The organism is Nonomuraea maritima (assembly GCF_900100395.1).
In the GTDB taxonomy this organism is placed as follows: domain Bacteria; phylum Actinomycetota; class Actinomycetes; order Streptosporangiales; family Streptosporangiaceae; genus Nonomuraea; species Nonomuraea maritima.
The window spans coordinates 185,627-203,430 of the sequence record NZ_FNFB01000010.1; the positions used below are offsets into that span (position 1 = coordinate 185,627).

The following is a 17,804-nucleotide window of genomic DNA, read 5'->3' on the forward strand; positions in this document are numbered from 1 at the left end:
GATGTCCACCGTACGTGCTCTGAGGTAAAGCCGCGAAGGGTCATCTTGCTACCTACCCTCACGTACGGCCCTTCCCGTACGACCTCCCTACGAACGGGACACGATGGCCGCCAGCCGGTCGAGCACGGGCTCGGCGGTGACCGGCACCTTGTCGGCCATGAACGCGTAGGTGACCAGCCGCCCGTCCTTGGTGGTGGCGAACCCGGCGAGCGTGTTGACGTTGTTGAGCGTGCCGGTCTTGGCGCGTACGAGCCCGACCTGGCCCTTGCTGTCGGGCAGGGCGAACCGGGTGCTCTTGCCGAGCGTGCCGGTGAAGCCCGCGATCGGCATGCCGGAGGCGAGCGCGTGCAGCTCGGGGTGCTGCGAGGAGCCCGTCATGGCGATGACCTCGGCGAGCGTGCTGGGGGTGATGCGGTTGCGGATGGACAGGCCGCTGCCGTCGGACAGCTTGACCGGCTGCGTGACGCCGAGCCGCTGAAGCACCGCGCCGACCGCCTTCGCACCGCCCGCGAAGGACGCCTCCTGACCCTCCTTGATGGCGACGTGCCGCAGCAGGGCCTCGGCGAAGTCGTTGTCGCTGTGGGTGAGGGTGTGCTCGACCAGGGCGTAGAGGGGCGCCGACTCGACTCTCGCCAGCTCGGCGGCCCCGGCGGCCGCCTTGGCCGGACGTACGGAGCCGGACACCTTGATGCCCCGCCTGGCCAGCAGCTTCGCGAACGCGTCCGCGGCGTACTGGGGCGGGTCGGCGACCCGGGGCGCCCGCATACGGGGATTCTGGCGGCCCTCGTCGATGGCCAGCGCGTGGACCGGCGACACCTCGCCGTCGGGGATGTAGTTGGTCTTCCACCCGTCGGCCTTCGTCTGCCCCACGAAGAGCGAGCTGTCATACGAAAGCGTGACTTTTCGGACGCCTTTGGCGCTGAGCGCGGCCGCCGTACGGGCCGCCAGCGTCCGCAGGCTCGCCTGCTTCGGGTACGTCGGCTTGGCGTACGGGCCCGCGAGCATCGGGTCGCCGCCGCCGACGAGGACGACCGAGCCGGGCGTCGCGCCCTGCACCGTCCTGGTCGCCAGCTTGGTGTCGGGACCCAGCGCGGCCAGCGCCGCGGCGCAGGTGACCACTTTGGTGGTGGAGGCCGGCGTGACGGGGAGATCGGGGTTGGAGCCGAAGACCCGCTCCCCCGTGGTCGCGTCGATCACCACGGCCCCCACCCGGTCGCCCAGCGCCGGGTCACCCAGCGCGTCGGTGAGCTGCCGCGTCAAAGTACTCTTGGTGGGGAGAGGTCCGTCCCCCGACTTCGCCGTCAGCCGAGCCAGCACAGGCCCGGCGGTGACCACGGGGACGGGGGAAGACCCTTCCGCCGGGGACGACGCCGCCGGACTGGTCGGTGAAGACCCCGTCAGGGCGTCCAGCGTGAGGCCGGTCATCATCGCGTAGACGGCGATGACGACCGTCACCGCCTGGAGCACCGCGAGCGTGGTCAGCATCACCCACCGGTCGCGCCGCGCCACGTCGCCTGCCCTCTCTCCTGTGTTCGCCTACGAGACATTAACGCCCAACCGGGGGTTCCCGGGGGCCTGAGCGGAGGAACCGCGGTGGAGTTCGACGTTGTCGTTGAGATTCCCAAGGGGCAACGGAACAAATACGAAGTGGACCACGAAACCGGGAAGATCAGGCTTGACCGGCTCCTGTTCACCTCCACGCAGTACCCCGCCGACTACGGCTTCATCGAGGACACCCTCGGCGAGGACGGCGACCCGCTCGACGCGCTGGTGCTGCTTCAGGAGCCGACGTTCCCTGGCTGCTACATCACGTGCCGCGCGGTGGGGATGTTCCGGATGACCGACGAGAAGGGCGGTGACGACAAGGTCCTCTGCGTCCCGTCCACCGACCCGCGGATGCACCACATCCAGGACATCCACCACGTCTCCGAGTTCGACCGCCTGGAGATCCAGCACTTCTTCGAGGTCTACAAGGACCTTGAGCCCGGCAAGTCGGTCGAGGGCGCCAACTGGGTGGGCCGCATCGAGGCCGAGGCCGAGATCGAGCGGTCGTACCGGCGGGCCAAGGAGCACGGCCACCACTGAGCTCATCTGACGGGCCCCTTCGCGGGCCCGTCACCGGGGCCTGGTGGCGCCCACCAGGTCCCCCCGCCAGATCGAGGCCACCCGCACCACGTCGCCGGTCTGCGGGGCGTGCACCATCTGGCCGCGCCCGACGTAGATCCCGACGTGGTGGATGCTCCCGGGGTCGTCGGTGATCCGCCCGAAGAACAGCAGGTCGCCGCGGCGCAGCTGGTCGAGGGGTACGCGCGGGCCCGAGGTCCACTGCGTGCCCGTCCAGTGGTCGAGGCGCACCCCGGCCCGCTCCCAGGCCCGCATGGTCAGCCCCGAGCAGTCGTAGGACGACGGGCCGTCGGCCGCCCACACGTATGGCTTGCCGAGCTGGCTGAGCGCCCAGTTCGCGGCCACGTCACCCCTGGTGGACCCGCGGCCGAGCAGCCCCGCAACGCTCGCGGCCCGTTTCCTTGCCAGCCGCTCCGCCCGGCTGCGGGCGGCGTCCAGCTTGCGCTGGAGCGTCTCCTTACGGTCGCGCAGGGCTCTGGTCTCGCGGCGTTGCCGGGCCACCGCCTCGCGCGCGGCGGTCTCGGCCTGCCGGGCGCGTTCGGCGGCCGCCTGCTGGGCGACGTGGGCGCCCGCCGCCTGGGTACGCAGGATCGCCGCCACCTCCTGCGCGTCGCGCATCCTGGTGAGAATCGCCGCGCGCTGGCCCTGAAGGTGCCCGAGGATGCTTGCCCGGTGCAGGTAACCGTCCGTCGTTCCCCGGTCGACGAGCATGCCGACCATCGGCCCCATCAGCCCGAGCCCGCCATAGCTCTCGGCCGCCAGGACGGCGACGTCCCGGCGGGCCGCCTCGACCTCGGCGTCCGCCGCCGTGAGCCTCGCCTTCGCCTGCTCGTGAGTCTGCTCGGCCCGCCGGAGCAGCACCCGGGCCCCGTTGTACGCCTCCACCAGCCGCCCCGCCTCGGCGGCGAGCTCGTCCAGCCGGGCCTGGGCGGTGGCGAGTTCGGCGTTCGTCCGGCCCAGCTCCTTCGACCGCTGGTGCACGGCCTGGCGGGCCCGCTCGACATCGCGCGTGGAAGGACGGGGCTCCGCCACGACGGGCGGACAGAAGACGGCGAGCACGCAGCACACGAGGAGCCCCGCCCGGAATGCGCGCATAGGTCCCCCGACAACAGATGGTCACTCTATGCACACAGTTCCCGGCAATTCACTCACGTAACGTGGTTAACACAGTGCTGGACAGACCTTTGATCCCCGGTCGGCCAGGCACTGCGGCTCAGCTCATCGGCCCGCCCGACGGGTCGGGCGGGCCGGGGTCGCCCCCGGGCGGCGGATCGTTCTGCGGGGGCGGGTCCTGTCGAGGCGGTTGCTGCGGGGGCGGGTCCTGTCGAGGCGGTTGCTGCGGGGGCGGGTCGGGCGGAGGCCCGGCGGGCGGACCGTCGGAGGGCGGCTCAGCGGGTGGCGGTGCGGGTGGCGTGTGCCGCGTGGGCGTCGGCTGCGGGTGATGCGGGACCGGCGGCCTGGGGGTGTACCGCGGCGGCCGCGGGGTGAACGGGGGACGCTGGGTCTGCCGGGGCCGATGAGTCTGTAGGGGGCGCTGGGTCTGCGGGGGCTGCGTGTGCGGCGGCCTGTGGGGGTACGGGGGCCGGTTCGTGTGCGGCGGCCTGTACGGGGGCCGATGCGAGTGCGGAGGCCGGTGCGTGCGCGGCGGCCAGAGCCGCGGCGGGCTCTCGGTGTGCGAGGGCCGACGCGGGCGGTGGACGCAGTGGCGACGGTCGGCGCGCCGGCACGACACCGACGTGCCACCCCTCGGACGTCCGCCCTGCCACCGCCGCCATGGCGTGCGCGTCGGGGATGTCGTGGGCTGCGGGGTCTCCGTCACCGGCGGCTGCGGCGACGACGAGGTCGGCAGCGGAGGGTGCCCGCTGGGCGACGCGGGACGCGCCCCGTTGTCGATCTGGTGGGTCTCCAAGGACGCCCCCTGTCCCGCCCGCGCCCCGGCGGCGGCCACCCCGCCAGGGTGCGTCTCCGTCGGCTTGGCGCCGGCCCGGTCGACGATCGGGACCACGGTCAGCGGCATGTCGTGCGGGTCGGCCTGCCAGGGCAGCCGGATGCCGGGCGGCTCTCCCGTGGGCGGGAACGCGGCCGTCGCCACCCCGGCCACGCCGCCGTTCTCCCGCCCGATCTGGTCGAAGATGAGCGCTATCGCCACCACGGTCGCGACCGCCGCCAGCGCGCCCGCCACCGCCTGAGGCCAACGCCGAGGGTGCGGGTTGACGGGAACGGGAAATCCGGCTGCTCCGAGCGCGCTCGTGCGCCGGGCGACGTAGCGGCGGTACGGCAGCAGCTCGGGGTCGATGAAGCAGCTCATCACCCGGATGCGCAGCGCCTCGGGCAGCGCGACCTGCGGCAGCAGCTGGAAGACCTTGGCGGCCGACACCTGGCGGGTGCGGTGGGGCGCGCAGGTCTCGCACCTGGTCAGGTGTCTGACCAGGTGTTCGCGCATCTCCTGGGTCAGCTCGCCGGAGAACCCGGACAGGATGCGGGCCCGCCGCGGGCAGTCGTAGCTGCCCTTCCTCGCCAGGACCTCGGCCGTGATCGCGTCGTGCAGCCGCTCGAGCGCCTCCTCCATGGCCGGCTCGACCTGCCGCGCCGGGATGCCGAGCACCTGGGCCAGCTCCGCCGCCGCCACGGAGTGCCGGTGGACGAGTTCGAGGATCTCGCGGTCGGCGACGGGCAGGCTCTGCACCGCGTTCCACGCGATGACGCGCAGGTCGGCGTCGGCGGGGTCGTCGAGCGGGGGCGCCTCGGCGAGGGCCTCGCGGGCGCCCGGCGGCGCGGCGGCCCGGCGGCGCAGGCACTCGGCCCTGGCCAGCGCGTACAGCCAGGTGCGCAGCCGGCTCGGGTCGGTCAGCGCGCCCGCGTGCGCCTCGGCGGCGATCAGGGTGTCGCGAAGGGCCACCTGGGCGCTGTCGGCACTCAGGAGGAGGGACCAGCAGTAGCGGTAGAGACTCTCCGCGTACGCGTCGTAGAGCGCGGTGAGAGCGCCTCGATCACGGGCGCGGAGAGCTTCTACCAGGACGCGGTCATTCATGTAACCGAAGGTAATGGATCGGTAACAAGTAGTTCTACCGTTTCAGCGCCGATGGCTGCTCTTTTCGGGCGGCGCGCCCGAATCCCGTGCTGATATTGCAGGGAGTCGAGCAGCATCGCCCAAAATTTAGCGATTTATTGCAGAAAACTACTGCTTATACTCAGAGATCAGCTGCGTGCTGCGGTCCTCGGTGAAAGGCTCGGTCGTGGGCTTGGCCGTGTGCACCGGCGCGATCCCGGCCAACGCCAGCTCCTCGTACGGCTTGCCGGTGGATCCCCACGTCCGGGCCGTGACCTCCGCCGTGGCGACCTTCGCCGACTTCGGCAACCCGCTCACCGTGAGGACGAAACGCGGCGGCCGGCCCGTCCGTACGTCGTCCACGAACGTGCTGCCGCCGCCGACGAGTTTGCCGGACTTGTCGCGCAGCAAGGCGTTCACGACAAGAGTTCCGACCGGCAAGGCATAAGGATTATCGACAAATCCCTTGACCACGTACGAACCATCTTTTTGGGGCAGCGTCTGCACGCGCGACACCGGGAACTTGTGGAAGGCCGACGGGATCCGCCCGGCCAGCCGCCACTTCGCCGTGCGGTACTCGATCGCCACCTTGGCCGGCTTCCTCGGGACGTTCCGCTGACCGGCGAAGGCCAGCTGCCCGCCCGGCGAGACCGCGTCGAGCGGCTGCGGGAACCTGATGACCTCGGCCCCCTTGGCGTCGTGGCCCACGATCGTCGCGACCACGTGCTCGCCGAAGTGCCACGGGTTGGCGTTGCTGAGCACGCCGGCCCAGCTGACGACATAGCCGTCGGCGGACTTGACGCTGCTCCAGGCCTGTTCCTTGAGAGCGAGCGGCTTGAGCGCTGGCTGTGCGGGCTGTTCCTCGCTCGTGCACCCGGTGAGGCAGATCGCCCCGAGTGCGAGGAGGCTGACGGTTCGGCTACGCAGGATCACTTTGCCGTGATAACCCGAACTCGAGCACGTCAAGCAGGGGACACGCGCCCGGCGTACCAACTCTTTAAGGGAGGTCTGCCTCGAAGCGTCGTCAGCGGGGGCGGGCGACGCGGGCCTCGCGCCAGACCGGCTCGGCCGACTCGTAGACCGCGCCGTCGGAGCCGAAGACCAGGTAGCGGTCGAAGTCGGCGGCGAACCAGCGGTCGTGGGTGACCGCCAGCACCGTGCCGTCGAACGACTCGAGACCCGCCTGCAGCGCCTCGGCGCTGGCCAGGTCGAGGTTGTCGGTCGGCTCGTCGAGCAGCAGCAGCGTGGCCCCGGACAGCTCCAGCAGCAGGATCTGCAGGCGCGCCTGCTGGCCGCCCGACAGTGTCTCGAACCGCTGCTCGGCGACCATCCCGGCCAGCTCGTAGCGGGCCAGCGCCTTCATCGCCTCGTTCTTCAGCCGGGCGTGCTCGCTCATGACGATCTCGACCGGGGTGCGGCCGAGCAGGTCGGGACGGGCGTGCGTCTGGGCGAAGTGGCCCGGCACCACGCGGGCGCCGAGTTTCGCCACCCCCTCGTGGGCGACCTGCTCGCCGGCGAGCAGGCGCAGGAAGTGGGACTTGCCGGAGCCGTTCGAGCCGAGCACCGCGACCCGCTCGCCGTACCAGATCTCGAGGTCGAAGGGACGCATGAGGCCGGTGAGCTCCAGCCCCTCACAGGCGACCGCGCGCTTGCCGGTACGGCCGCCGCGCAGGCGCATCGTGATGTTCTGGTCGGCGGGGGCCAGCTCGGGCGGGCCCGCCTCCTCGAACTTGCGCAGCCGCGTCTGCGCCGCGTGGTAGGGCGCGGCCATGCCGTCGTTGTATCTCGCCTTGTTCTTCAGCATGTTGACCAGGGCCTTGAGCTTGGCGTGCTCTTCGTCCCAGCGGCGGCGCAACTCGTCGAGGCGCTCGTTGCGGGCCTTGCGGGCCTCGGCGTACGTGGCGAACCCGCCGCCGTGGATCCAGATGTTGCCCGACTCGACGGTGATGATGCGGTCGGCCGCGTTCGCGAGCAGCTGGCGGTCGTGGCTGACCAGCAGCACGGTCTTGGGCGTCTCCTTGAGCCGCTGCTCCAGCCATTCCTTGCCGGGCACGTCGAGGTAGTTGTCGGGCTCGTCCAGCAGCAGGGTCTGGTCGGGGCCGCGCAGCAGGGCCTCCAGGACCAGGCGCTTCTGCTCGCCGCCCGACAGCGTGGCCGCGTCGCGATATTTCACCCGCTCGTACGGGATGTCGAGGGCGGCGACCGTGCAGGTGTCCCAGAGGACCTCGACGTCGTAGCCGCCGGCGTCGGTGTAGTCGCTGATGGCCTGCGCGTAACGCATCTGCGTCTTCTCGTCGTCGCGCTCCATCATGGCCAGCTCGGCGTCGTCGAGCCGCCGGGCGGCCGCGCGCACGGCCGGCGGGGCGACGCCGAGCAGCAGGTCGCGGACCGTGCTGCCGTCGCGGACGCTGCCGATGAACTGCCGCATCACGCCCAGCCCGCCCGAGCTCGCCACGCTGCCCTCGACCGGCTGCAGGTCGCCCGCGATCAGGCGCATGAGGGTGGTCTTGCCCGCGCCGTTGGGGCCGACGAGGGCCGCCTTGACCCCCTCACCGACCCGGAACGACACGTCGTTCAGCAGCGGCCTGCCGTCGGGCAGTACGTACGTCAGATGCCCGACTTCCACATGTCCCACGACTCATCCCTCCGCAGCCGGAACGAGGTTATCGACTCGCCGGTGCGGCCGTCACATGGATTTCCGCCGTAGGTCGAGCAGAGCCCACGGGTTCCTCCAGCGGCACACCGCAGCTGGCAAGCGTTGCGTCAACGGCACGAGGTCGCACGTCGCGTGGCTGGTACCTCTGTGGGTCGGCGGGCCGGGGCACGCGACCCAGGCATGGGCGCACAGCCTTCGGGATCGGCGGGTCACCGCGACTCGTGTTCGATTCGGCACGCCACGCACCGAGGTCGAAATTCGACTCACCGATCTGAGGAGAGACCCTGTGAAGCTGTCCAAGAAGCTCGCCGGCATCGTCGCCGCGGCCACGCTGTTCACCGTCGTCGCCCCGGCTGCCGCCGCGGTGGCCAGCCCGCGCTCGACCTGCTACGGCGGCCGCGTCTGCGTGTACGCCGGCTTCGACTACAACCGCGGCCAGGTCGACCACTGGCGCGACCTCGTCGCCGACGACTCCAACCTCGCCGACAACAACTGGCTGAACTGGGACTTCAGCAACTCCTGGCAGTCGATGGACAACGACATCAGCTCCGTCCGCAACCGCATCGGCTGCAGCGTCACCCTGTGGCAGCACCCGGGCTTCACCGGCGCGCACAGCACGTTCACGCACAACTCCAACGACGGCCTGCTGTCCAACAACGCCGTCGGCAACGACCGCACCAGCTCGATCGACATCTGGTGCCGTTGACCGACGCGGGGAGTGCCGGTTTCCGGCCTTGGCCGCCGGAAACCGGCCGCCGCGGTCTGCTCGCGAGCACGCTGGTGCTCGCGGTCGCCGTAGCCGCCTGTGGCGCCGAGCCGCAGCGGAACCAGCAGCCGTCCGCGCCGCCGGCGCCCACCGAGGGCGTCACCGTGGTCGAGAAGCTGGTGCTGCCGTTCGACGCGTACAAGGCCACTCCCAAGCAGCAGGCCACCTTGGGCAACGCCCATAACCGCCTTGTCGTCGCCTGCATGCGCAAGCACGACATCACGGTCACCCCGCCGACCGAGGACCCGAAGACCCTCGCGGCGATCGACCCCGGCAACTCCCGCAGGTACGGCGTCACCGACATCGAGGCGGCCCGTACCCACGGCTACCACCTCGCCAGGCCGGCGTCCCCGGACACCACCGAGGCGTGGGCGGCCAACCTTCCCGAGCAGACCCGCGACCGGCTGTACGGCACCTCAGCCGATCGGGGCTGCCTCGACCAGGCCTCCCTCTCCCTGGAGAAGGGCGCGCGCAAGGCCGACTGGCCGTGGCTGGCCAAGCAGGACTCCGCCTCGCTGGAGCAGTCCGCCAAGAACCCTGAGGTGGTCGCGGCGGTCAAGCGCTGGCGGGAGTGCATGAGCAAGGCCGGCCACGACTACGTCTCACCCGAGATGGCCATCGGCGACAGCCGTTGGACCCTGGACAAGCCGGAGGTCGGCGCGCCGGAGAAACGGGCGGCGACCGACGACACGACCTGCAAGTGGTCGTCGGGCCTCGTGCTCACCTGGTACGCGGCCGACTCGGAGCTGCAGCAGAAGGTGATCGACGAGAATCCCTCCCGCTTCGCCGCCTTCCGGGCCAATCTCAAGCACCGGCTGCAGCGCGCCTCAGCCGTTCTCGCCGCGGACGAAGGCCGCGAGGTCCGCTGACTGCCGCAGCCTGCTGGGCTCGTGCACGTACATCATGTGTCCCGCCTCGTAGTAGGTGAACTCGATGTTGCGTACGAGCTCGGCGGGCACCGGCAGGCGGGAGAAGGAGTGCTCGGCCGCGTAGTACGGCGTCGCGCCGTCGTAGTAGCCGCAGGCCACGTGGACGCGCAGGTGCGGGTTGGTGCGCATGGCCGTGGCCAGCCGATCGACCACCGCCAGGTGCGCGTTCTCGAACTCCTTGTACGACCACGGCCGCACGCGCGAGGTGAGGATCTCGTACGGCAGATCGTTGCTGTAGTCCAGCTCGGCCCGCAGGTAGTGGTTGAGCGCGGCGCTGTAGGGCCCCATGATCGCGTTCATGCTGGGGTCGGCCGTGAAGTGCTCGCGGCCCGCGTCGGGGTCCCATCCGATGAAGCGGCCGTCGAGGCGGCCGACGACCTGGCGGCGCGAGCGCAGCACCTCCGTGAAGAACCGGATGTGCTCGATGCGCAGGTTCACCCGGTCGACGTAGTCCTCGCTCAGCCCGGTCAGCGCGGCCACCTTGGCGACGGCGGCGGTGCGCTCCTCGGGGGTCAGGCGGTTGCCGCGGCCGAGTGCCCACGGGTAGTCCTTCTCCGCGTACGCCTCCGCCTCGCGGAGCACCTCTTCCAGCGGGCGGTCGCCGTGCAGCCCGTGATAGTGCGCGATGGCCGCGTACGTCGGGAGATAGAGGGCGTAGGCGAGGTCGTTGCCCTCGTTGAACTCGCCGGTGATGTAGTCGAGCACCGACGAGATGAGCATGACGCCGTTGAGGTACATGCCGTAGCGCGACTGCAGGTGCTCGGCCAGCCCGGCCGCCCTGACCGTGCCGTACGACTCGCCGGCCAGGAACTTCGGCGACATCCACCGTCCGTTCCTGGTGGTCCACAGCCTGATCAGCTCGCCCACCGACTCCAGGTCGCCCGTGAACCCGTGGTAGGGCTCCGGCTTCTCGCCCTCGGCCGCCCGCGAGTAGCCGGTGGAGACGGGGTCGATGAAGACGAGGTCGCTCTCCTTCAGCAACGTCTGCTCGTTGTCGGCCAGCTCGTACGGCGGCGGCAGCAGCGCCCCTGCGTCGCCCATGACGACCCTGCGCGGCCCCAGCACGCCGAGGTGCAGCCACACGCTGGACGAACCCGGCCCGCCGTTGAACGCGAACGTCACCGGCCGGGTGAGCGGGTCGGCGCCGTCGAGCGTGTACGCGGTCACGAACATCTCGGCCTTGGGCCGCAGACCCTCGAACCTGCCGTCGGTGAACACCTCCTCGCGCAGCACCATGGTCCCGGTGGTCGCGGTGTACGCCTCGCCTGACGGCAGCGTGTGCGAGGTGGTGACGAGGTTGTCGGCGGGGATGGCGGGTTTCGACTCTTCAGACATATCGCAGCATTATCCGCCTTTTCCCCTTTTTCTCTACGGCGGGACCTCACCTTCTGACGAGGTCCGTCATCATGGCGATCTGCGCCCTCCGGGAGGTCTGTACCTGGGCCGCCCACCGCTGCACCTCGGGGTTGGCTCCGCGCGTCACCACGTCGGCGGCCATCCTGACGGCGCCGTCCTGGTGGTCGATCAGCAGGGAGAGCAGGTCGTAGTCGAGATCGTCCGACGCGCGTAACTCCTGGATGCGCTTGACGTCGGTCTCCGGCATGCCACCGTGATGGTCGTGCGCTCCCGTGGGGGCGGTGAGCGGCTGGTCCCAGGCGTGCAGCCAGCGCAGCATCATCTCGACCTCGTCCTGCTCGGTGCTCACGATGGCCGATGCCAGCGTCCTGACCTCGGGGTCTTCCGCGCGGGAGGCGCCGATCCCGGCCATCTCGATGCCCTGCCGGTGGTGCTGGACCATCATCTGGACGAACATCACGTCGTCGGCGTTGACCGGAACCTCAGCTCCACCGGCCTGGCCGCACGCGGCCGACCACACGAGGGCGACAACCGCCAGGACATGCCCACCGCGCACCGGCCGCTCCCACGCCAACAGGCAACCTTCTCGAGAGTTCCCGATTTCCCCCGTCGACGCAAGAGCCCCCTCACCCGACCGCGTAGCGGAGCCGGCGATGTCACGGGACCGGTCGCCGATGAAGGCGCGGCGCCCCCGCGACTCAACGCGTCACAGCGGGCGTTCGAGGATGTGGCGCATCGGGGTGAACCCCAGCCGGTTCCCGAAGAAGCTCCGCGCCCGCTCGTTGAACTCCCACACCTCCGTGACCACGTCCGTGCACCCGGCTTGCCTGCCCGCCGCGCACACCGCCTCCACCAGCGCCGTCCCGACACCACCGCGGGAGTGGCGCACCGCTATCTGGTCGACGTACACGAACGCCCGCGGCTGGTGCATCGGACCGCCCGTACGGCGGTGCACGGTGGCGGTGACGTAGCCGACGGGGACGTCCTGGTCCTCGGCCACGAAGGCGAGGGAGTCGTCGCGGGCGAGGAAGTCGGCGAAGATCGCGGCGAGCTGCTCGCCGTCCGACGGGGACCGGAAGACGTCCGGGCGGGCCTCGACGTGGAGGGTGTGCACGATGGCGTTCAGCTCGGCCAGGACGGGCGCGTCAGCGACGGCGGCCGGGCGTATCGCTATGGGGGACATCGGCGGATGATCGCACAGTCCGGCTTGGGACGTGAGCGCGCGCGTCGGTGATGGTCAGGCCGGAGAGCAGACCCGACAGGCCTCGGTGCGGTCCGGGCAGGGCCGGGACCGCGCAGGCGAGGAGCATCAGGTCGGCGAGGCCGTCCGCCGCCGGCACGAAGGGGGCGAGGCCGACGAGCCCGAAATATCCGAAGCCGCCGGCCAGGAGCGCCGTGACGATCCGGGCGCCCGCGCGGGAGCCGTCCGGGCGGGTACGGCGCAGCCGGACGGCGCGCTGGCCGATCGTGGCGCCGTCCGCGCCGAGTGAGGGCAGGGCCAGCAGGACCACGGCGGGCAGCCAGGAGTTCAGCACCGAGGTCACCGGCGTGACCCACGGCTGCTCGGCCACCCTGGCGTCGAAGCCGTACCGGACGACCAGGTCGAGGGCGGTGGTGAGGAGCCCTCCGAGCAACACGACCGCCACCAGGTCGACCAGCATCCCGAGCAGCCGCCGCCTGGCGGTGACCGGACGGGCGGCGTCGGCGGGGAGCGCGGCGTGCCGTCCGTCGATCAGGTGCAGCAGCGGCGCGAACAGCACGCCGATGGCCGCTCCGAGGCTGTTGGCGAGCAGGTCGTCCACGTCGAACAGCCGGTACGGGCAAGGGAACACGAACCAGTCGCCCGTGACCTGGGCGAGCTCGATCAGCAGCGACACGCCGGCCCCCGTCAGCACGACGGCGACCACGCCGCGCCGGAAGTAGTGGCGCAGGTACGCGCCGAGCGGGACGAACAACGCCACGTTGAACGCGACCTGCTGCACCGCCGCGTTCGCCGGCAGCGCGGCCAGGCCAGGCGTGCGCTGTTCTCGGGCGATGTCGTCGAGGAAGCGCAGGGGGTCGAGCTGCGGGTGGCTCAACGCCGGGTGCGCGGCGCACCAGCCGTCGTCGACCCGCGGGACGGGGAGGAGGGTGTAGGCGACGAGCGCGAGTCCGTAGACGAGGAAGCCGAACGCGAGCAGCGCGGGACCGAACCCCACCTCGCCGCGCCGCCGGTAGCTGTGGAAGACGAACGGCACGAAGCAGACGACGGCGAGCAGCGTGCCGCCGAGGAGCGCCGGCAGCGCGGGCAGCAGCCGGGTGGTGAGCAACGATCGACTCCTCGTCCACGGGTGTCCGCTCGGCACGGACATGTGTCGCTATGTCGACCGTCGAAGCGTAGCCATCCCCTTTATCTGGATTTATGGCGGGATGTTCGCTTTGTCGTCTCAGAGGTCAGGCCGGGCGGCGCAGGGTCAGGGACTGGAAACGGGACTCGTCGAGGCCGACGACGTGGAAGTCGACGATCTGGAACGAGCGGCGCGCGAACTCCTGGAGCTGCTCGTCGCCGCGGAAGGAGAAGAACCTGGGCGGGTCGTGCGAGTCGCCGACGAACGTGCCCTCACCCGTGAGGGTGCCGCCGCCGTACACACCGAGGAAGAACAGCCCGCCCGGCCGCAGCACCGCGGCGATGCGGTCGAGGACGGCGGGCAGGTCGGCGTCGGGGACGTGCAGCAGGCAGTTGCACGCGTAGACCGCGTCGAACGAGGCGGGTGGGAAGTCGAGATCGAGGAAGTCCATGACGTGGGCCTCGACGCCCTTGGCGCGGCAGCGCTCCACCATGGCGGGCGACAGGTCGACGGCGACGACGTCGAGCCCGTTGTCCTGGAAGTACACGCTGTCCTGGCCCGTCCCCGCACCCACCTCCAGCAGGCGGCCGCGGGCCGGCAGCCGCTCCAGGAACGCCGCCCGTTCGGCCAGCTTCCACGGCGACTTGCCCATGGCGTCACGCCGGCTCGCGCCGGCGTCGTAGGCGGTGCGGAGGTCGTCGATGATCTCGTGATACCTGCGGCTCATGATCCTCCACTGGTAGAATGATGGTGATCCCGAGCGGTTCTCCGCCCGGGATTCTGCGTTCCATGAGCTCTCCCCATCGCGTGCTGCTGACCGCCGCGATCCCCCTTCTCGTGTCGGCGAGCGCGGGCGTGGTCGCCCAACTCGTCGGCGCCTCTCTGCTCGGACACCAGGCGACCGTCCAGCTCGCCGCCTTCGCCCTCGTCGGCGCGGTGCTGAACCCGGTCACTGCGGCGGTGTCCGGCGGGTTGCGCGGCATGGCCCCGTTCGTGGCCGCCTGCCGCGACCGTCCCGCCGAGGCCCTCGCCGTGCTGAAGGACGCGCGCCGGCTCTCCCTCGGGCTCGGCGTGGCCGGCGCGGGCGTCATGCTGTGCGTGCCGCTGATCGCCCGGATCGGCGGGGCCCCTCCTGAGGTGACCGCGGAGTTCGGCGCGCTGCCGGTGCTGTTCGCGTTGCACGTGCTGCTGTCGGCGGCGGGCGGCGGCGCGAACGGCATGCTGGTCGCCCTGGGACGCAGCCGTCTCGTCCTGCGCTCCAGCCTGCCCGCGACCGGCGTCCAGGTGGTGCTGCTGCTGGTGCTCGTGCCGTCGATGGGCGTCCAGGGCACCGGTGTCGCGCTCCTGGCCGCCACCGTCGTGGCGCTCGTGCTGTCCAACACGCTGCTGCTGCGCCTGCCCGAATGGTCCGGACAGTCCGTGTGGCCGGGACGTCCGCGTCCGCGGCGGATCGCGCGCATGGCGCGGGTGGGCGTCCCGATGTCGGCGACGCGGTCGTCAAGTTCACGGTGATGGGCAGCGTCACGTACGCCGCCGCCAGGACGGGCGCGCACGGCGCCGCCGCGCACGCCGTCCTCATCGCGCTGGACGCGTTCGTCGGGTTGTCGTCCATGGCCGTCGGGCAGGCGCTGGCGCCCGAGATGGCCCGGACGACCTCCTCCCGGGAGGCCCGCCGGCTGCGCCGGGCCGCCCTGACCGTCGTGACCGGCGCGGTCGCCACCGGCGGGCTGGCGTTGCTGCTGCTCGGCGAGGAGGTGCTCGGCCTGTTCAGCTCCGATCGCGCGGTCGTGTCGGTGGCGGTGGGGCTGCTGCCGCTGTTCGTGGTGTACGCGCTCGGCAACAACGCCGTGATCGTGACGGCCGCCGCGCTGATGGGGCTCAGGATCTCGGGCTCGCATCTGGCCGTGTCGGCCACCGGCTACGGCCTGCTCGCCGTGGTGGCGGGGCCGGTGGCGGCGGCCTGGGGCATGCCCGGTCTGTGGACGGCCCTCGCGGCCGCGTGCGCGCTCATCCTCGCCGCGCAGACGGTGGTGTTCGGCCGGCGGAGCTCGTCGTGAGGCTCATGTCGCGGCCCTTTCCGACTCGCTGCGCAGGACGCAGAACTCGTTGCCCTCCGGGTCGGCGAGCACCGCCCAACCCGTGCAGTCGGGATTGCGGCGATCGACGACGAGGGTGGCGCCGAGCCGCAGCAGGCGGTCGACCTCCCCGTCGCGCGCGTCGTCGGGCCGCAGGCAGAGGTGGAGCCGGTTCTTGCCCGTCTTGGGCTCCGGCACCTGGTTGAAGTGCAGCACCAGGCCCTGGGACAACAGGACCTGCGTCTCGTGGTCACCCGGCCGGTCCTCCGGATGGAGGGGGCTGCCGGTCACCTCGCTCCAGAACCTCGCCAGTTCGTACGCGTCCGCACAGTCGATCGCCACGTTCTGCACCATCGAGACCATGGCCCCGATCGTGCCCCACCGGATGCCGCGAATCCACTGAATAGTTTTGTCGGTGCGGCCTGACAGAGTCTGCCCATGGCCGCAGCAGACCTGGCATCCATCGCCGCATACTGGGACGAATCCGCCGACGCCTTCGACGACGAGGCCGACCACGGGCTTGCCGATCCGGGCGTCCGCGCCGCCTGGGCGCATCGGCTGGCCGGGTGGCTGCCCGACACGCCGTCCGAGGTGCTCGACCTCGGATGCGGCACCGGCTCGCTGAGCCTGCTCATGGCCGAGCAGGGGCACCGGCCCACCGGGGTCGATCTGTCGCCGCGCATGGTCGAGGCCGCGTCCAGGAAGCTGTCGGGCTTCCGGGTGCCGGTCGTGGTGGGCGACGCGGGTGATCCGCCGGTCGCCGGGCCGTTCGACGTGGTCCTCGTCCGTCACCTCGTGTGGACGCTCCCCGCTCCGGAAGAGGCGCTGGCCCGCTGGCTGGGCCTGCTGCGTCCGAACGGGCGGCTGGTGCTCGTGGAAGGCCGCTGGCAGACCTCCGGCGGTGGCACGTACACACCCGGCTCCCCGCACCTGCCGTGGCTCGGTGGCGTCACGGCCGCGCGACTGGTCGACGCGCTCGAGCACATGGCCGACGTGATCCACTCCGAGCGGCTCACCGACCCCACCCTGTGGGGCCGTCCCATCCAGGACGAGCGCTATGTCGTGATCGCCTGCCCCAGGTAGTGCCGGCTCAGCACGGGGTCGACCAGCAGGCGGGCGGCGGGGCAGAGCGTCTGGCCGTACGCGTGGAACAGGTCGTCCCTGGAGTCGAACCAGCCCAGGTCCTCACGTACGTGCGCCGACAGGTCGCAGGTCGGGGACGACGACGCGCCGGCCCAGTCGACGACCGTGTGGGCGACGGCGTCGAAGAGGGTCTCGGAACCGTCGTTGCGGAAGCCGGAGCTCACGCACAGGCCGTCGTAGAGGTCCGAGACCGACACCCAGGCTTCCTCGATCCGGAACTCCGGCCAGGCCAGGACCACCTCCGTGGGCACCACGGCCTGCAGACGGGGGAAACGCGGATACCAGAAGGCGCCGTCGATCAGACGGCCTCTCACCCGGGTGGCGATGCCGTGCGCGCGGGCCACTGCTTCCAGCACTGCCATCCGCCGGCTGCACGAACCCCGTCCACGGGCGATCGTCACGGAGACGGGTTGTTCGTCGTTCATGGCGTACACCGGGCGGATGCGCTCACCGATCAACCGGTGCGCGGTCCGTAGCAACGCGCGCTCGTGCGTGATGCTGCCGGCAGCGGTCCGTACGTGTGCGGTCAGGTCGGTGACGTTCGGGTGGTGCAGGTCGAGGATCGGCGTGGCGGCGGTGCCGCCGGCGGCCTCCGGCGGAGGCGACGTCACGGCGCGCGGGCGCCGCCGTGGGGCGAGTAATCGGGAGGTCATCTCCGCAGCCTAAGGTGCCGCTCTTGGTGAGGCACCTGTGAACCCTGGCCCCACTTGTCGGGAGCGGCTTGGCGACGCGACCTGTCCGGCGTGGTGATGGCCGCTCCCCCGAGTCGCTTCGGCTCGGGGGGCGTTCGGCCTGTTCGGGCGAGGGGTGGGCGGTACGGTCGCGTCGGCGGAGTGCGCTTTCACGGGTCAGCGGGAGTAGTGGTAGCCGCCCCAGCCGTAGTTGCCGTTCCAGCCGTAGCCGCCGCGGATGCGGAAGTCCTCCACGTCGTGGCCGAAGACGATCCGCTTGCTGGAGAAGCTCTTGGTGGAGAAGCGGTTGTAGTGGTACCAGCGGCCGTCACGCTTGTAGTAGACGTCGAAGTAGGTGAAGCCGCGGTCGTGCTGGTCGCGGTCCCACAGCTTGAAGTCGAGCCAGTACTTGCCGCCCTGGCGGCCCCACCGGTAGCCGATGCGGCCGTCGTTGCCGCCGGTGTTGAAGTACGTCCAGCTCGGCGAGTACGACTGCGAGGCGGTCGAGGCGACGGTGGTGGCACCGGCGGTCGTGGCGGTGGCGGCCGAGGCCGGGGAGGCGGCGATCCCCGTGGCGATGGCGCCGGCGAGGACGGTACCGACGAGCAGCTTGCCGATCTTACGCATGGTTTCCTCCGTAGTGCGGGGCGTCCTCGGGACGCCGGGTTTTCCCTGTCGAGCGCGGTCTGTCGCTCGAACACCGCATAC

General features: G+C 71.2%; 19 protein-coding genes. 6 read left to right on the forward strand and 13 right to left on the reverse strand.

All coding sequences use genetic code 11. The features are described from left to right. Positions 1-87: 87 nt before the first annotated feature. Positions 88-1,509 carry a D-alanyl-D-alanine carboxypeptidase/D-alanyl-D-alanine endopeptidase gene (gene dacB / locus BLR04_RS18805; RefSeq protein ID WP_090766587.1) on the reverse strand — a complete coding sequence of 474 codons (1,422 nt, stop codon included), beginning with the start codon at positions 1,507-1,509 and terminating at the stop codon, positions 88-90. An 84-nt stretch (positions 1,510-1,593) separates the two neighbouring features. Here dacB and BLR04_RS18810 point away from each other — a divergent pair, with 84 nt between their 5' ends. Further along, on the forward strand, positions 1,594-2,085 hold the full coding sequence (locus BLR04_RS18810; RefSeq protein WP_090766590.1) for an inorganic diphosphatase: 492 nt from the start codon (positions 1,594-1,596) through the stop codon (positions 2,083-2,085). A gap of 30 nt (positions 2,086-2,115) precedes the next feature. On the opposite strand, the gene BLR04_RS18815 is transcribed toward BLR04_RS18810, so the two are convergent. The 4 genes from BLR04_RS18815 to BLR04_RS18830 all read right to left on the reverse strand — a co-directional run bounded on the left by BLR04_RS18815 (position 2,116) and on the right by BLR04_RS18830 (position 7,808). Continuing rightward, positions 2,116-3,219: a C40 family peptidase gene (locus BLR04_RS18815; protein ID WP_090766593.1), complete on the reverse strand. Its 1,104-nt coding sequence runs from the start codon at positions 3,217-3,219 to the stop codon at positions 2,116-2,118. Between the two features lie 118 nt (positions 3,220-3,337). Further along, on the reverse strand, positions 3,338-5,155 hold the full coding sequence (locus BLR04_RS18820; RefSeq protein ID WP_090766596.1) for an RNA polymerase sigma factor: 1,818 nt from the start codon (positions 5,153-5,155) through the stop codon (positions 3,338-3,340). 147 nt (positions 5,156-5,302) lie between these two features. Beyond that, positions 5,303-6,106, reverse strand: coding sequence for a hypothetical protein (locus BLR04_RS18825; RefSeq protein WP_090766598.1), 804 nt, complete (start codon positions 6,104-6,106; stop codon positions 5,303-5,305). Between the two features lie 91 nt (positions 6,107-6,197). Next, a complete protein-coding gene (locus BLR04_RS18830; RefSeq protein WP_090766600.1) occupies positions 6,198-7,808 on the reverse strand; it encodes an ABC-F family ATP-binding cassette domain-containing protein in 1,611 nt (536 codons plus the stop codon). A gap of 307 nt (positions 7,809-8,115) precedes the next feature. Here BLR04_RS18830 and BLR04_RS40735 point away from each other — a divergent pair, with 307 nt between their 5' ends. Next, entirely contained in the window at positions 8,116-8,535 is a 420-nt protein-coding gene (locus tag BLR04_RS40735; RefSeq protein WP_176903165.1) for a peptidase inhibitor family I36 protein, read from the forward strand. Beyond that, positions 8,526-9,464 carry a hypothetical protein gene (locus BLR04_RS18840; protein WP_143022097.1) on the forward strand — a complete coding sequence of 313 codons (939 nt, stop codon included), beginning with the start codon at positions 8,526-8,528 and terminating at the stop codon, positions 9,462-9,464. Before BLR04_RS40735 ends, BLR04_RS18840 begins: the two co-directional genes overlap by 10 nt. Here the strand turns inward: BLR04_RS18840 and BLR04_RS18845 are convergent. The 5 genes from BLR04_RS18845 to BLR04_RS18865 form a co-directional block, all read right to left on the reverse strand. After that, positions 9,423-10,859, reverse strand: a complete 1,437-nt coding sequence (locus BLR04_RS18845) for a S10 family peptidase (RefSeq protein ID WP_090766608.1) — start codon at positions 10,857-10,859, stop codon at positions 9,423-9,425. The two genes, BLR04_RS18840 and BLR04_RS18845, sit on opposite strands and share 42 nt — an antisense overlap. A gap of 46 nt (positions 10,860-10,905) precedes the next feature. Continuing rightward, the gene (locus BLR04_RS18850) at positions 10,906-11,436 is read right to left on the reverse strand and encodes a DUF305 domain-containing protein (RefSeq protein ID WP_143022098.1); all 531 of its coding nucleotides are present in this window, start codon (positions 11,434-11,436) and stop codon (positions 10,906-10,908) included. A gap of 150 nt (positions 11,437-11,586) precedes the next feature. Continuing rightward, entirely contained in the window at positions 11,587-12,063 is a 477-nt protein-coding gene (locus tag BLR04_RS18855) for a GNAT family N-acetyltransferase (protein ID WP_090766614.1), read from the reverse strand. Beyond that, positions 12,026-13,189 carry a VanZ family protein gene (locus BLR04_RS18860; RefSeq protein ID WP_218129053.1) on the reverse strand — a complete coding sequence of 388 codons (1,164 nt, stop codon included), beginning with the start codon at positions 13,187-13,189 and terminating at the stop codon, positions 12,026-12,028. Before BLR04_RS18860 ends, BLR04_RS18855 begins: the two co-directional genes overlap by 38 nt. 124 nt (positions 13,190-13,313) lie before the next feature. Then, positions 13,314-13,934 carry a class I SAM-dependent methyltransferase gene (locus tag BLR04_RS18865; RefSeq protein WP_090766620.1) on the reverse strand — a complete coding sequence of 207 codons (621 nt, stop codon included), beginning with the start codon at positions 13,932-13,934 and terminating at the stop codon, positions 13,314-13,316. Positions 13,935-13,996: 62 nt separating this feature from the next. On the opposite strand from BLR04_RS18865, the gene BLR04_RS18870 reads away from it, so the two are divergent. Together BLR04_RS18870 and BLR04_RS18875 are read left to right on the forward strand one after the other, a co-directional pair. Continuing rightward, entirely contained in the window at positions 13,997-14,719 is a 723-nt protein-coding gene (locus tag BLR04_RS18870; protein ID WP_176903166.1) for an MATE family efflux transporter, read from the forward strand. After that, a complete protein-coding gene (locus BLR04_RS18875) occupies positions 14,719-15,264 on the forward strand; it encodes an MATE family efflux transporter (protein ID WP_176903167.1) in 546 nt (181 codons plus the stop codon). Before BLR04_RS18870 ends, BLR04_RS18875 begins: the two co-directional genes overlap by 1 nt. Before the next feature lie 3 nt (positions 15,265-15,267). On the opposite strand, the gene BLR04_RS18880 is transcribed toward BLR04_RS18875, so the two are convergent. Further along, the gene (locus BLR04_RS18880; protein ID WP_090766629.1) at positions 15,268-15,645 is read right to left on the reverse strand and encodes a VOC family protein; all 378 of its coding nucleotides are present in this window, start codon (positions 15,643-15,645) and stop codon (positions 15,268-15,270) included. 75 nt (positions 15,646-15,720) lie between these two features. Between BLR04_RS18880 and BLR04_RS18885 the strand changes: the two genes are divergently transcribed. Continuing rightward, complete coding sequence (locus BLR04_RS18885) at positions 15,721-16,365, forward strand: class I SAM-dependent methyltransferase (RefSeq protein ID WP_090766632.1); 645 nt, start codon at positions 15,721-15,723, stop codon at positions 16,363-16,365. Here the strand turns inward: BLR04_RS18885 and BLR04_RS18890 are convergent. Both BLR04_RS18890 and BLR04_RS18895 read right to left on the reverse strand, forming a co-directional pair. Continuing rightward, positions 16,338-17,078: a transglutaminase domain-containing protein gene (locus tag BLR04_RS18890; RefSeq protein ID WP_090766636.1), complete on the reverse strand. Its 741-nt coding sequence runs from the start codon at positions 17,076-17,078 to the stop codon at positions 16,338-16,340. The genes BLR04_RS18885 and BLR04_RS18890 overlap by 28 nt on opposite strands. Positions 17,079-17,273: 195 nt before the next feature. Continuing rightward, positions 17,274-17,723, reverse strand: a complete 450-nt coding sequence (locus BLR04_RS18895; protein ID WP_090766638.1) for a hypothetical protein — start codon at positions 17,721-17,723, stop codon at positions 17,274-17,276. Positions 17,724-17,804: the final 81 nt, after the last annotated feature.